Below are 13129 nucleotides of genomic sequence, written 5' to 3'. Positions count from 1 at the left end.
CCCCTGATTCACACGAAAGCTCCGGTGAAGCTCCCCGCGAGCCCTCTCCCCGCCGCGCGCCGCCCTCGTCGCGCGGCGGCGGGCTCGCGTCGCGCCTCGCCGAGCTCCAGGTGAAGCGGCCGGCGCTGCCGCTGCTCGTGACCGGGATCCTCACCGTCATCGCCCTCTTCCTGGCGACGCGGCTCCATGTGCTGACCGGGTTCGAGTCGCTGCTGCCGGCGTCGCGGCCCAGCGTGCAGGAGCTCGACCGGGTCGCGGCCAAGACGGCCGGCGTCTCCACGCTCTTCGTCGTGCTCCAGGGCGGCGAGGGCACGCCCACGGCCGCGCTCCAGCGGGCCGCGGACGCGCTCGTCCCGGAGATCGAGAAGATCGGCCCCCCGTGGGTCGGCAGCGTCGAGGACGGGGTGCACGAGGCCTACCGCTTCCTCGCGCCGCGCGCCGGGCTCTACGTCGACCGCGACAGGCTCACCAAGCTCAGGGACGACATCGAGGCGCGCCACGCCTACGAGGTCAACAAGGCGACGGGCGCGCTGCTCGACGACGACGAGCCGCCCCCCGAGGTGAGCGCCGGCTCGATCGAGCAGAGCCTCGGCCTCCAGGGGGTCGACACGGGGCGCTACCCCGACGGCTACTACCAGTCGAAGGACGGCAAGACCGTCGTCGTCGCCATCCGCTCGAAGGTGATGGCCAGCGATTTCGCCGCCGGCTCCGAGGCGATCCGGCGCGTGAGCGAGGTCGTCGAGCGCGTGCGCCCCGCCTCGTTCGATCCGGGGATCACCCACGGCCTCGCCGGCGATCTTCAGACCGGCATCGCCGAGTACGCGGCGATCAACGAGGACCTGACCGACGTCGGCGTCTCGGGCGCGGTCCTCATCGCCGCGGTCGTGTTCCTCTACTACCTGCGCCTGCGCACGCTCGTCGCCATGCTGATCACGATCGGCATCGGCGTCGCCTGGACGTTCGGCGCCACCCAGCTCGCGCTCGGCCACCTCAACATGGCGACCGGGTTCCTCTTCTCGATCGTCGCCGGCAACGGGATCAACTTCGGGATCATCTACATGGCGCGCTACCTCGAGGCGCGCCGCGGCGGCGCGAGCCTGCTCGAGGGCGTGCGCGTCGCCCACCGCGAGACCTGGCTGCCCACGCTCACGGCCGGCTGCGCGGCCGCGGCCGCCTACGGCTCGCTGCTCGTCACCGAGTTCCGCGGGTTCCACGACTTCGGCCTCATCGGCAGCGCCGGCATGGTGCTCTGCTGGGTCGCCACGTTCGTCGCGCTGCCGAGCATCCTCGCGGTGATGGACCGGATCGTCCCCCTCGAGCAGGAGTCGCCGGGCCTGCTCGGCAGGCTGCGGCGGCGCGCCCAGGGCGGCATCGCGTTCGGCGCGCCGTTCGCGCGGCTCGCGTCGCGGAGCCCGGTCACGCTCACGCTCGCGGGCCTCGCCCTGGCCGCGGCCGGCCTCGTCGCCACGGTGAGCTACGTGCGCGCCGATCCGATGGAGTACAACCTCCAGAACCTCCGCAACGACGAGGGGGCCCGCGCGGCGCAGATCCGCCTGAGCTCGCTCGCGGAGGAGATCACCGGCTACGTCGGCACCGACGGCATGGCGATCCTCGTGGACCGGCCCGAGCAGGTCGAGCCGCTCCGCGCCGCGCTCTACGCGAGGCGCGACGCGGCGCTCGAGGGCGAGAAGCCGTTCAAGGAGATCTACGCGCTCCAGGATCTGGTCCCGCGGGATCAGGCGGAGAAGCTCCCGCTGCTCCAGGAGATCAAGGATCGCGTCCTCAGGGCGCGGAAGCGCGGCCTCGTGGGCGACGAGGACTGGCGCCGCATCCAGGCGGTCATCCCGCCGGACGATCTCGCGCCGTTCGGGATCGACGATCTGCCGGCGGGCGTGGCGCGCGCCTTCACCGAGACCGACGGGACGCGCGGGCGCATCGTGTACATCAGCCCGACCACGCCCGAGAGCGTGCACGACGCGCACTACCTCTTCCGGTGGGCGGACGCGTACCGCGAGACGCGGCTCCCCGACGGCAGCGTCGTGCGCGGCTCGGGGCGCGCGGTCATCTACGCGGACATGTGGGCGGCGGTCATCGACGACGTGCCGCCGGCGGTGCTCTTCTCGCTGGCCGCGACGGTCCTCGTCGTGCTCGTCGCCTTCCGCGGCGGCCGCCCGGCGTTCGCGGTGCTCGGCGCGCTGCTCGTCGGCGCCTCGTGGATGGCGGGGTTGCTCGTGCTGATGGACGTGAAGCTCAACTTCCTGAACTTCATCGCCTTGCCGCTGACGTTCGGCATCGGCGTCGACTACGCCGTGAACATCGTGCAGCGGTACGCGCGGGAGGGCGCCGGCGGCGCGCTGACCGCGGTGCGCGAGACGGGCGGCGCCGTGATCCTGTGCAGCCTCACGACGACGCTGGGCTACCTCGCCCTGGTCCGCTCGCAGAACTACGCGGTGCGGAGCCTGGGCGTCGCCGCGGTCATCGGCGAGCTCGCGTGCCTCTTCGCGGCCGTGCTGGTGTTGCCCGCGGCGCTCGTCTGGCGCGACCGGCGGCGCCCGAAGGGCGAGGAGGCCTTCCTCGCGGTCGGCCGCCCCACGACCTGAGGGCGTCCCGACGGACTCGATCCGTTACGGACCCCCCGGCGGCGGGCCCCTCGCGCTCACTCGATCCGTTGGAGACCCCCGGCGGTAGGCCTCTCGCGCTCACTCGATCCGTTACGGACCCCCGGCGGCGGGCCCCTCGCGCTCACTCGATCCGTCGAAGACCCCCGGCGGCGGGCCCCTCGCGCTCACTCGATCCGTCGAAGACCCCCGGCGGCGGGCCCCTCGCGCTCACTCGATCCGTCGAAGACCCCCGGCGGCGGGCCCCTCGCGCTCACTCGATCCGTCGAAGACCCCCGGCGGCGGGCCCCTCGCGCTCACTCGATCCGTCGAAGACCCCCGGCGGCAGGCCCCTCGCGCTCACTCGATCCGTTGAGGCCCCCCGGCGGCAGGCCCCTCCCGACGGTTGCGATCCGTCGAGGCCCCCCGTCGCCAGCCCACCTCGACGGATGCGATCCGTTACGGCCCCCGTCGCCAGCCCCTCCTCAACGGTTTCGATCCGTTCCAGACCCCCGTCACCACGCTCGTTCGAGGACATGGGGCGCTCGCGCCTCGGCTCAACCTCTTCGCAGGCGACAACGGACTCGGAAAGACCTTCGTGCTGGATGTCAGCTGGTTCGCGCTGACAAGCACGTGGCCCGGCTATCCCGCGGCACCGCGACGCGGCCCGGCGGTCCGGCCAGAGATCGTCCGGGAGACGCGTGACGGGGAGTCCGTGCATCGGATCTCGTCATCGTTCGACTTCGAGCAGCAAAATTGGCACACCGTCTACCCACGCGGGGCCTCCAGGCGCTCCGGCCTCATCTTCTACGCCCGCGTCGACGGCAGCTTCTCCGTGTGGGATCCGCTTCGACCTGCGGCGCACCTGCAGTTCCCACTCGGCGCGAGATCATCGGGACCCGTGCCTGGGTTTCACTTCGCGCCCAGCCAGATCTGGAACGGGCTCACCGCCGATGACCACGACGGCTCGGTGCTCTGCAACGGCCTGATCCGCGACTGGACGACATGGCAGCTCCGGCGAGACAGCACGTTCGATCTGCTGACGCGCGTGCTGGAGGTCCTGTCGCCGAGGCCTGGAGAGACCCTCCGACCCGGAGCGATCACGACCCGTGTATCGCTGCACGACGTGCGCGACATCCCCACCCTCGACATGCCGTACGGCAACGTCCCGGTGGTGCTCGCGTCCGCCGGGATGAAGCGGATCCTCTCCTTCGCCTACGCGGTGGCTCGTCAGGGCTCGGCAAGCCGGGCTTACGCCGTGATCCACGTGCACCTCCAGCCCGAGCCGGCGCGCTTCGACGCGCTGGTCCGGCAGCCCGGCCTGCGCGCCCTCACCGCGAACCTGGAGCCCCTGCCCCCAACCTGGCGGGAGTGCCTGGACGATCTCCGGGACAGCTACCGCAGCATCTGCGCCTACCTGTGCGTGCTCGTTCCGCGGGGCACGGGGGCACGATCCGTCGATCACGTCGCGCCGAAGTCGAAGCGTCGCGAGCTCGCCTACGAGTGGAGCAACTACCGCTTCGTGTGCTCGCTCATGAACGCGCGCAAACGCGATTTCGACGACGTCCTCGACCCCATGGAGATCCCTGACGGGTGGTTCGTCCTGGAGATGTCCTTCCTCCAGGTGCTCGCCACTTCAGCTGCCCTCACGGCGCGCGCAGATCCGCGCAGCAGCGGACGCCGGTCGAGTAATCGAAGTAGGTGAAATCGTGCGACGCGACGCGCGCCATGCACCCCTCCCGGGTCGCGCGCGCGTAGAACCCGCCGACGAACGTCCCCTCCGGATCGTCGATCCACTCGTCCAGGTTGCCGACCATGTCGGCGATCGCGTCGTCCTCCCACGCGCTCGCGCACGTCGCGGTCTCGCCCGTCCGCCGCAAGAGCGGCGCCCCTGCGACGCGCACGAGGTTGAGCCGAGGGTCGCTGTGCCCGAGCGTCACGTCGCGGTGGAGCACGCCGGCCGGGTGGTGCTCGCGGAACACGTTGCACCGCCCGTCCGCGTAGGTCGGCCCGTACGGGAACCGCTCGTCCCGCTCGCCGCGGCACGCCGTCCGCCACTCGTCGAGCGAGCAGAGCCGCTTGCCCGCGTTCCGGCACGCGAGCTCCGCCTGCGCGCCGGTCGTGTAGCCCTGCGGGAGCACGCCTTTGCGCGACACCGCGCGCGGCTCGAACTCGCGCTGCTTCTGCCAGCCGGGCAGGAGCGGCAGCTCCATGCGGCGCGCCTCGTCGTCCCCGAGCTGCAGCCGCATCTTCGACCACACGCGCTCGACGGACGCGGCCGCCTGGCGCGACGGAGGATAGAACGCCGAGATCTCGAGCCCCGTCTCCCTGTCGAGCAGCACCGCCTCGTAGCGATCGACGCAGAACCGGCGCGCGACCCGCACCATCTCCGGCGGACAGCGCGGCTCCGCCGGCGGCGCGAGCGCCCTCGGCCCCGGAGGCGCCCCCACGAGCGGCGGCGCCACGTCCGGCGCCCCGGCCCCGGCGTCCGCCGCGCTGGTTCCCGCGTCCGCCGCGCTCGGCCCCGCGTCCGCCGCGCCGCGCTCTCGCTCCGAGCGGCAGCCCGCGAGCCCCGTCCACGCGAGCGCCGCGGCGCTGACGTAGGCGAGCGCCGCGGTCGCGAGGCGGCGACCGGCGCGGGGCCGCGCGGGGCGCTCGGCGGATCGCGCCGCCATCGGGTCAGCGGATCGCGCCGGCATACGGGTCGATGGACGCGGGCTCGCGACAGAAGAAGCGGCGGAGCACGAGGTAGTGATGGACCGGCAGCAGCCGCGTCTCCTCCTTCATCGACAGCCCCATCCGGCTGATCTCGGCGCCCGGGAACGGCGTCTTCGGATAGCAGCGGACGATCCCGGAGAGCGCCTCGTACTCGTCGAGCAGCCCGAGCACGTGCCCCACCTCGTGGGCGAGCACGGGCAGCGACCAGCCGGCCCGCATCGCGCTGAAGTACGGCGTCCTGCCGCACGTCGGCGAGAGCGGCACCGCGAGATCGACCCGGAGCGCCCGCGCGCGCGCCTCGTCCGCCAGCACGAAGTCGAAGTCGTAGCGCACCGGCAGCCCGAAGGCGCGCGCGTCGCGGTTCCAGTACCCCTCGGCCTCGTCCGACCAGCGCGCGAGCAGCGCGCGGATCGCGGCCGGCGTCGCCCTCGCCGTGAACACGCCGGACCCCGGGCAGGCGTCCGTCGATCCCGAGCGCGCGTACGGCGTCCCGCGGCACGCGATCGCGCCCCCGAGCCGGGCGGAGAGCCCGCAGTCGGGCAGCTCGAGCCAGCCCGCGCCCTCCGGCGGCTCGACCGCGATGCGCACGTCGACCTCCCAGGCGCCGCCGCGCCGCCGCACGAGGTAGCTCATCGGACCGAAGAAGAGGCCGTAGTGCGGCATCATCCCGGCGATCCGCCGCTCCCCCTCCGGCACGTCGCCGCGCGCCCCGGAGAAGACGCGGCGCGGCGCCGGCTGGCACAGGTACGCGTCCTTCGCGAGCGCGTCGGCCAGGATGTCCCGGAACGTCGCTCCCCGCCCTTCGAGCACCGCGCCGCTCATCTCCTCGAGCTCGGCGGCGATCGCCTCGACCGGGAGCTCGCGCCCGGAGGCCGCATCACCCGCCGCGCCGGCCCCCGCGCAGCCGGCCGCCCCCAGCGAGAGCGCCGCGAGCACGGGGAGCGCCCCGCGGCGCGGGTGGACAAGGACGCGCCACGGCGCCGGCGCGCCGCGCTGGACGCTTTGTCTTGCGCCTGCCGCCCGAAGCGAGTTACGTCGTGCATGGAACGCTGCACGCTGGCCGCGCGCCCCAGCCGCAGAGGCTACGCCGCCGGACGCCGTGCACGCAGGGGGGGCTCGCGTGGGCGTGGAGGTCAACCCCGCTCACTTACGGGGAGTTGAATGAAGAATCAACGCGTCCGAAGTGAAACCGTGGAACCGGCCGGGCGTAGTGACGCGTAGCCGATGGGCTCGGCGCGGTCGAGAGGCCGGCGAGCCCCGACGGGCTCCAGCGCGCGGGCGCGCCATGCTGGCGAGGCGCGCGGTGGGCTCGGTGATCGCGACGAAGACGAGCGTGGAGGATCAGATGACGATCGACATGGGCAAGACGTTGGCGTTGACGGCGGTGTCGGGCATGGTGGCGGGCCTCGCGGGCTGCGCCTCGTCGCCTCCGCCCGCGCCCGAGGCGGGCGCCGCCCCCGCGGCCGATGCGCCTCCGGCCGCGGCGCCGGAGAACGCCGCGAAGGCGTGCTGTGCCGGCAAGAACGAGTGCAAGGGCAAGGGCGGCTGCAAGAGCGACAGCCACGCGTGCGCCGGCCAGAACGAGTGCAAGGGCAAGGGCGGCTGCAAGCCGGCCGACTGCTCGTCGTAGGCCCGGCGCGCCCGGCCCGGCGGATCCACGCAGATCCGCTGGGCCGTCGGGCCATGCCACGCGGGTCCGCCGGCTCCGCTGGGCCGTGAGGCGCCGCGGCGCATCCCTCCACCCCTGAGCAAGGCTCGCGGTGAACCATGGTGAATCCCGAACGGATGCGGCTGGGACTCCCCGACCTCGGCGTCGGCGTCGGGCTGCGCATCCCGCACTACCGGCACATCTTCGAGCACCGGCCCCGGGTCGACTGGTTCGAGATCATCAGCGAGAACTTCATGGTGGACGGCGGCATGCCGATCGCCAACCTCGAGCGCTTCCTCTCGAGCTACCGCCTCGTCCAGCACGGCGTCTCGCTGTCGATCGGCAGCACGGATCCGCTCGATTTCGACTACCTGCGCCGGCTGAAGGCGCTGCTCGCCAGGGTGGGCTCGCCCTGGGTGAGCGATCACCTGTGCTGGACGGGCGCGCACGGGATCAACCTGCACGACCTGCTCCCCTTGCCGTACACCGACGAGGCCGTGCGGCACGTCGCGGCGCGCGCGCGGGTGGTGCAGGACGTCCTCGAGGTCCGGCTCGCGCTCGAGAACGTGTCGAGCTACCTGACCTTCACGGCCAGCCGGATGAGCGAGTGGGAGTTCCTCTCGGCGGTCGCTGAGGAGGCCGACTGCGGCATCCTGCTCGACGTCAACAACGTCTACGTCTCCTCGTACAACCACGGCTTCGATCCGGAGGCCTACATCGACGGCGTGCCGCACCACCGGATCGTGCAGTTTCACCTCGCCGGCCACACGCACCAGGGCGCCTACATCCTCGACACCCACAGCGATCACGTGGTCGACGCCGTGTGGGCGCTCTACCGGCGCGCGGTCGCCCGCGCCGGCGACGTCTCGACGCTGATCGAGTGGGACGACGACATCCCCTCGTTCGAGGTCCTCGCCGCCGAGGCGGAGAAGGCGCGGGCGATCCGGCAGGAGGTGGCGCGTGCGCGCGCCGCTTGACCCCGCGCCCCCGGCCGGCCTCGCCGCCCTGATGCGCCAGCTCACCCGCGTGTTCACGGCGGGCGCGCCGCTCCCGGACGACGCCGAGCTCGCCGGCCTGTGCCGCGAGCACGTCGCCGCGAGCGAGCGGCTCGCGCCCGCCGAGCAGGCCGACATCTACCGGCGGCAGTTCTGGCTGCGGCACAGGGACGCGCTCCGCGAGGACTACCCCGCGCTGGCGCACGTCCTCGGCGACGACGGCTTCGACGCGTTCGCGAGGGCCTACCTCGCGGCGCACCCGCCCGCGAGCTTCACGCTGCGCGACCTCGGGCGAGACGTCGCCGATTTCGCGGGCGCCCACGAGGGGTTCCCCCCTGCCCTGCGGGATCTCGCGCGCGACGTGGCGCGGTACGAGCACGCCCTCGTCGATCTGTTCGACGGCGCCTCGCCCCCTCCGCTCGATCCGGCGAAGGTGACGGGCATGCCGGCGGACGGCTGGTCCACCGCCAGGATCGTCCTTCACCCGCTGCTCGCGCTGGTGCGGCTCGGCCATCCGGCGCACGTCCTCCGGAGCGAGCTCAAGCAGGGCCGGTCGCCCGCGCTGCCCGCGCCCCGCCCCGTCCACCTCGCCGTGTTCCGCGGCGCGGATCTCACGATCCGCTTCGAGGAGCTCGAGCCGCCGGCGTTCGCCCTCCTCGAGGCGCTCGGGCGGGGCGTACCGCTCGTCCCGGCGTGCGAGGAGGTGGCGGCCGGAGCCCCCGGAGCCGGAGCGGAGGCCTCCGGCGAGGCGACGGGCGCCGGAGAGGGGGCGGGCGCGGCGCTGGCCGAGCGGGTCGGCGTGTGGTTCCAGCGATGGACGAGCTGGGGGCTCATCGTCGACGTCGTGCCGGGCGCCCGCGCCGAAGGCGGCTAAGATGGCGCGGTGACCACCATCGTCCAGCGCACGCTCGAGATCCGCACGAGCGGCCGGGGTTTCGTCGATATCACGCGCGAGGTCGCGCGCGTCGTCGCCGGCGCGGGCGTCGACGTCGGCCTCTGCGCCGTGTTCCTGCAGCACACGTCCGCGAGCCTCATCGTCCAGGAGAACGCCGATCCGGCCGTCCTCCGCGACCTGGAGCGCTGGATGTCGCGCCTCGCCCCGGAGGGCCGCGAGTACGAGCACGACGACGAGGGCCCCGACGACATGCCGGGCCACCTCAGGAGCGCCGTCACCCGCTCGAGCGAGGTGATCCCGATCTCCGGCGGCCGCCTCGCGCTCGGGACCTGGCAGGCCCTGTATGTCTGGGAGCACCGTAGTTCTCCTCACGCGCGCCGCGTGGTAGTGACCGTGACCGGCACCACAGCCGGGGGTTGAGTGGTATACTTTGCGGCGTTCGCGTACGGACGAGCCTTGGACGAGTGCTGCATGAGCACTGGATGAGCTCGGCGCCCCTCGGGGCTGCTTGCCCGCCGCGCGCGGCAGGGCCTGCTCGGTCGCCGGCGCGCCACCCGATCCCCCCACCTTATCAGCGGAACCAGCGGGAAGAGAGCGATGAGCCTTCAGACGACGTTCATGGGAATCTTCGACACTGCCCGGATCTGCTTTCCGACCGTGGTGGACGCGATGAGGGGGCGTGTGACCCTCGAGCGCTGCGATGAGCGGCTGGACTGGTGGGCGCGCAAGGTGCTCGAGGACGCGGACGTGGATCTGGTGGTGCGCGGGCGCGAGAACGCCTCGGGCACACGGCCGTTCGTCGTGATGTCGAACCACCAGAGCCTCTTCGACATCCCGGTGGTGTTCCGCGCGATCCCCGGGCGGCTCCGGATGATCGCCAAGAAGGAGCTGTTCAACGTGCCGATCTTCGGCCAGGCGATGAAGGCGGCGGGGTTCATCCGGATCAACCGGAGCAACCACGTCCAGGCCAGCGCGAGCCTGCAGGTGGGCGCGTCCATGCTGCAGGACGGGACCCGGGTCTGGATCGCGCCGGAGGGGACGAGGAGCAAGACCGGCGCGCTCCTCCCGTTCAAGAGCGGCGGCTTCCGGATGGCGATCGAGACCAACACGCCCATCCTCCCGGTGGCGATCGACGGCACGCGGCACGTGCTCCGGGCCAAGGATTTCGTGGTGCAGGAGCACCACCGGGTGGTGGTCACGATCATGCCGCCGATCGATCCTGCGCCCTACGGCGCCGGGGGCCGCAACCGGCTCATGCGGGACGTGAGGGCGGCGATCGCAGGGGCGCTCGGCCACGATCCTGGGCTGGTCCACCGCGGCGCGGGCGTGGCGACGTCGCCGGCGTAGGGCGCCGGCCGGTCAGCTCGGGATCACTCCGCCCGCCGCTCGGACGCCTGCTCGCCTCGCTGAACCGCGCGCTCCGGGGCCTCCGCCCGGGAGCGGTGCTCCTCCGGCGGAGACGGCCGGAGCGCCCAGGGGCTGCGCGCCGGCGCCGCCCCGCCGCCCTCCTCGCCGGCCGGAAGGTGCTCCGCCGTGAGCCAGCTCCAGAAGGCCTCGGCCCAGCGCGCGCCCCCCACCTCGTTCGGGTGGATCTTGTCCTTCTGGCGCGGAAGGGGGCCCGGCACCAGCGCGTCGGAGTCGAAGAAGCGGCACGGCGCCGAGTTCGTCCGGATCACGTCGATGATGCCGGTGTCCTTGCGCCAGAGCGGCGGCGACACCCACACGCACGGGCGACCGCCGATCGCCTTGACGATGCGGCGGATCGCGCCGGCGTGGGCCGGCGGGTTGACGTTCTCCACCTCGTTGGCGCCCAGGCTGATGATCACGAGGTCCGGCTGGTAGTTCGCGACGAGGAGCTCCATCCTGGAAGCCCACGTCACCGTGTACGAGCTGGTCTCGGCCTTCACCGCGTAGCGCACGCGGTGCTCCTGCATCCTGGGGCGGAGCGCCTGCGCGAAGCCCGCCACCGCGAACGAGTCGCCGACGTGGAGGACCGCCGTGTTGGGCGGAACCTCGAACGCGGGCGGCACGGCGGCCGTCGGCGCGGCGGCGGCCTCGGCCGGCGCGGAGGCCCCGGGCGGGCGGGCAGCGGCCGGCGCGGAGGCCTCGGCCGGCGCCGCGGGCGCCGGCGCGGCCTCGGGGGACGGCGGGGGCGCCGGTGCGGCGCCGCACGCCATGCCCGCCGCGGCAACCCCGGCGAGCGCCCATCTCCTGACCCGGATCTCCCTGCCCATGCTCGCTCCCGACGCCGCGCGCGGCCTGGAAGAAGGGGCGCGGCGCGCCCTCTGGCGCTCCGCGCTCCTGCCTGGCCGCGCGCAACGCCGCGCACTCTACGACCGGCCGCGTCCGCACAGCAATCATTGAGCGAAGGGCCCGCACGGCTTATTACATGCGCATGAGCTTCCGTCTGTTTGGAGTCTCGGTCGACGTCCAGCTCGGGTTCTGGCTCTCCGCCGCGCTGCTAGGGTACGGGATCCTGGCCAGTCAGCAGTACCAGCTGTTCCTGGTCTGGATCTTCGTGGTCTTCCTGTCGGTCCTGATGCACGAGTTCGGCCACGCGCTCGCCATCCAGCGGTACCGGATCGAGCCGGAGATCACGCTGCACTTCATGGGCGGGACCACGACCTGGCGCTCGCTCCTGCCCCTCGGGCGGCTCCAGCACGTGCTGATCAGCCTGGCAGGCCCCTTCGCCGGCTTCCTCGTCGCCGGGGTCCTTCACCTCGTGCTCAACTATGTCCCGGCGCTCTACGCCCTCCCGGCCCTGGTGCTGAGCGGGATGGAGATGCTCGTCACGGTCAACGTGTGGTGGGGCGTCCTCAACCTGATCCCCGTGCTCCCGTTCGACGGCGGCCATGTCCTCGAGCACGCGCTCGGCCCGAAGCGGGCCCGGCTGACGGCGGCCATCTCGGGCATCGCCGCCGTGCTCCTCGCCATCTTCTTCCTGAGGGCGGGGTTCTTCTTCTTCTCGTTCATCCTCGCCATGTCCGCGTTCCAGAGCCTGCAGCGGTTCCGCAGCGAGCCGGCGGCGCCGTCGCCCTCCATGAACCGCCGGCGAGCGGAGTTCCAGGAGGAGCCGATGCCGCCCGAGACGGCCGTCCTGCTCCAGCGGGCGCGCCGGGCCGTGGAGGACGAGCGGACGGGCGAGGCGATGGCGCTCTCGGCGGAGGTGCTCGCGCAGTCGCCGGCGCCGCCGAAGCGCGCGCTGCGGGAGGCGCACGAGCTCATCGGCTGGTCGCACCTGCTCCTCGGCGACGAGAAGCGTGCTGGGGAAGCGCTCGCGCAGGCGCGCAAGCAGGGCGAGCCGGACCCGGCGCTTGTCGGGGCGGTGCACCTCGCGCTCGGGGAGCTGAAGCAGGCGCGGAAGGCGCTCGAGGCGGCCCGGGAGGCCGGCGACGACCGGAAGGAGGTCGCGGGCCCGCTGATCCGGGTGCTCGTGGAGCAGGGCGAGGTGGCGCGGGCCGCGGCCGTGGCGCTGGACATCGTGGAGCAGCTCTCGGAGGACGACGCGCGGCGGATGGCGGAGATCGCGTTCGAGCGCGGCGCGTTCGACTGGTCGGCGCGGCTCTACGAGGCGATCTTCCGCCGCGTGGGCCTCGGCCAGGACGCGTACGACGCGGCGCGCGCGAGCGCCAAGGACGGGAACCTCGACGGGGCGCTCGATCTGCTCCGGCGCGCGGTGGAGGCCGGGTTCTCGGATCGGGCGCGGGTGTGGTCGGACTCGGCGCTCGAGGCGCTCCGGGGCTCGGCGCTCGAGGCGCTGCTGCCGCGCCCGTGACCGGCTAGGCTCCGCCGCGTGCGCATCCAGGTGCCTTTCCTCCGCGTGGGGCCGATCGAGGTCCCTCCCCCCGCCTACCAGTCCGAGGGAGCCGTCGGGCTCGATCTCTGCGCGGCCATCGAGGCGCCGGTGACGCTCGCGCCCGGGGAGCGGAAGCTCGTGCCCACGGGCTACGCGGTCGCCCTCCCCGACGGCCACGAGGGGCAGGTGCGGCCGCGCTCGGGGCTCGCGCTTCACCACGGCGTCACCGTGCTGAACAGCCCCGGGACGATCGATCCGGACTACCGCGGGGAGATCAAGGTCGTGCTGATCAACCTCGGCGCCGCGCCGTTCACGGTGCACCGCGGCGATCGGATCGCCCAGCTCGTGATCTGCCCGGTCGCCCTCGCGGACGTGGTCCTGGTCCCGGCGCTCGCGCCGACGGCGCGCGGCGCGGGCGGCTACGGATCGACGGGCGTGCGGCGCGAGGAGCCGTAGAGAGGCGTCCCACCGCGTGTCGCC

Annotated in this window: 12 protein-coding genes; 9 read left to right on the top strand and 3 right to left on the bottom strand. The window is 73.2% G+C overall.

Features of this window, described 5'->3' with window-relative positions:
• Positions 1–110 precede the first annotated feature (110 nt).
• Positions 111–2600 carry an efflux RND transporter permease subunit gene (locus WMF27_RS17205; RefSeq protein ID WP_437767794.1) on the top strand — a complete coding sequence of 830 codons (2490 nt, stop codon included), beginning with the start codon at positions 111–113 and terminating at the stop codon, positions 2598–2600.
• Positions 2601–3312: 712 nt separating this feature from the next.
• Positions 3313–4302 carry a hypothetical protein gene (locus WMF27_RS17200; RefSeq protein WP_437767795.1) on the top strand — a complete coding sequence of 330 codons (990 nt, stop codon included), beginning with the start codon at positions 3313–3315 and terminating at the stop codon, positions 4300–4302.
• Here WMF27_RS17200 and WMF27_RS17195 read toward each other — a convergent pair.
• Positions 4244–5272 (bottom strand): hypothetical protein, encoded by a 1029-nt coding sequence (locus WMF27_RS17195; protein ID WP_437767796.1) that lies wholly within the window; start codon positions 5270–5272, stop codon positions 4244–4246. The genes WMF27_RS17200 and WMF27_RS17195 overlap by 59 nt on opposite strands.
• A 4-nt stretch (positions 5273–5276) precedes the next feature.
• Positions 5277–6251, bottom strand: a complete 975-nt coding sequence (locus tag WMF27_RS17190; protein ID WP_437767797.1) for a hypothetical protein — start codon at positions 6249–6251, stop codon at positions 5277–5279.
• 349 nt (positions 6252–6600) lie between these two features.
• On the opposite strand from WMF27_RS17190, the gene WMF27_RS17185 reads away from it, so the two are divergent.
• The 5 genes from WMF27_RS17185 to WMF27_RS17165 all read left to right on the top strand — a co-directional run bounded on the left by WMF27_RS17185 (position 6601) and on the right by WMF27_RS17165 (position 10200).
• A complete protein-coding gene (locus tag WMF27_RS17185; RefSeq protein ID WP_437944295.1) occupies positions 6601–6945 on the top strand; it encodes a hypothetical protein in 345 nt (114 codons plus the stop codon).
• Between the two features lie 137 nt (positions 6946–7082).
• On the top strand, positions 7083–7940 hold the full coding sequence (bufB, locus tag WMF27_RS17180; protein ID WP_437767799.1) for an MNIO family bufferin maturase: 858 nt from the start codon (positions 7083–7085) through the stop codon (positions 7938–7940).
• On the top strand, positions 7924–8832 hold the full coding sequence (locus WMF27_RS17175; RefSeq protein ID WP_437767800.1) for an HvfC/BufC family peptide modification chaperone: 909 nt from the start codon (positions 7924–7926) through the stop codon (positions 8830–8832). Before bufB ends, WMF27_RS17175 begins: the two co-directional genes overlap by 17 nt.
• A 9-nt stretch (positions 8833–8841) precedes the next feature.
• On the top strand, positions 8842–9273 hold the full coding sequence (locus WMF27_RS17170; RefSeq protein ID WP_437767801.1) for a secondary thiamine-phosphate synthase enzyme YjbQ: 432 nt from the start codon (positions 8842–8844) through the stop codon (positions 9271–9273).
• Between the two features lie 177 nt (positions 9274–9450).
• The gene (locus tag WMF27_RS17165; protein WP_437767802.1) at positions 9451–10200 is read left to right on the top strand and encodes a lysophospholipid acyltransferase family protein; all 750 of its coding nucleotides are present in this window, start codon (positions 9451–9453) and stop codon (positions 10198–10200) included.
• A 23-nt stretch (positions 10201–10223) separates the two neighbouring features.
• Here the strand turns inward: WMF27_RS17165 and WMF27_RS17160 are convergent, their stop codons facing one another.
• Positions 10224–11087 carry an SGNH/GDSL hydrolase family protein gene (locus WMF27_RS17160; RefSeq protein ID WP_437767803.1) on the bottom strand — a complete coding sequence of 288 codons (864 nt, stop codon included), beginning with the start codon at positions 11085–11087 and terminating at the stop codon, positions 10224–10226.
• A 161-nt stretch (positions 11088–11248) separates the two neighbouring features.
• Between WMF27_RS17160 and WMF27_RS17155 the strand changes: the two genes are divergently transcribed.
• Both WMF27_RS17155 and dut read left to right on the top strand, forming a co-directional pair.
• On the top strand, positions 11249–12628 hold the full coding sequence (locus tag WMF27_RS17155; protein ID WP_437767804.1) for a M50 family metallopeptidase: 1380 nt from the start codon (positions 11249–11251) through the stop codon (positions 12626–12628).
• 18 nt (positions 12629–12646) lie between these two features.
• Entirely contained in the window at positions 12647–13105 is a 459-nt protein-coding gene (gene dut, locus WMF27_RS17150) for a dUTP diphosphatase (protein WP_437767805.1), read from the top strand.
• Positions 13106–13129: the final 24 nt, after the last annotated feature.

Source organism: Sorangium sp. So ce281 (assembly GCF_051527395.1).
GTDB lineage: Bacteria > Myxococcota_A > Polyangia > Polyangiales > Polyangiaceae > Sorangium > Sorangium cellulosum_B.
The sequence above is the reverse complement of the archived record's forward strand: the minus strand, read 5'-3'. Positions and strand labels throughout refer to the sequence as shown.

Excerpts from the sequence above, each read along its gene's own strand:
- WMF27_RS17195 (WP_437767796.1), bottom strand. The coding sequence starts at position 5,272 with ATGGCGGCGCGATCCGCCGAGCGCCCCGCGCGGCCCCGCGCCGGTCGC.
- WMF27_RS17185 (WP_437944295.1), top strand. The coding sequence starts at position 6,601 with ATGCTGGCGAGGCGCGCGGTGGGCTCGGTGATCGCGACGAAGACGAGC.
- bufB (WP_437767799.1), top strand. The coding sequence starts at position 7,083 with ATGGTGAATCCCGAACGGATGCGGCTGGGACTCCCCGACCTCGGCGTC.
- WMF27_RS17165 (WP_437767802.1), top strand. The coding sequence starts at position 9,451 with ATGAGCCTTCAGACGACGTTCATGGGAATCTTCGACACTGCCCGGATC.
- WMF27_RS17160 (WP_437767803.1), bottom strand. The coding sequence starts at position 11,087 with ATGGGCAGGGAGATCCGGGTCAGGAGATGGGCGCTCGCCGGGGTTGCC.
- WMF27_RS17155 (WP_437767804.1), top strand. The coding sequence starts at position 11,249 with ATGAGCTTCCGTCTGTTTGGAGTCTCGGTCGACGTCCAGCTCGGGTTC.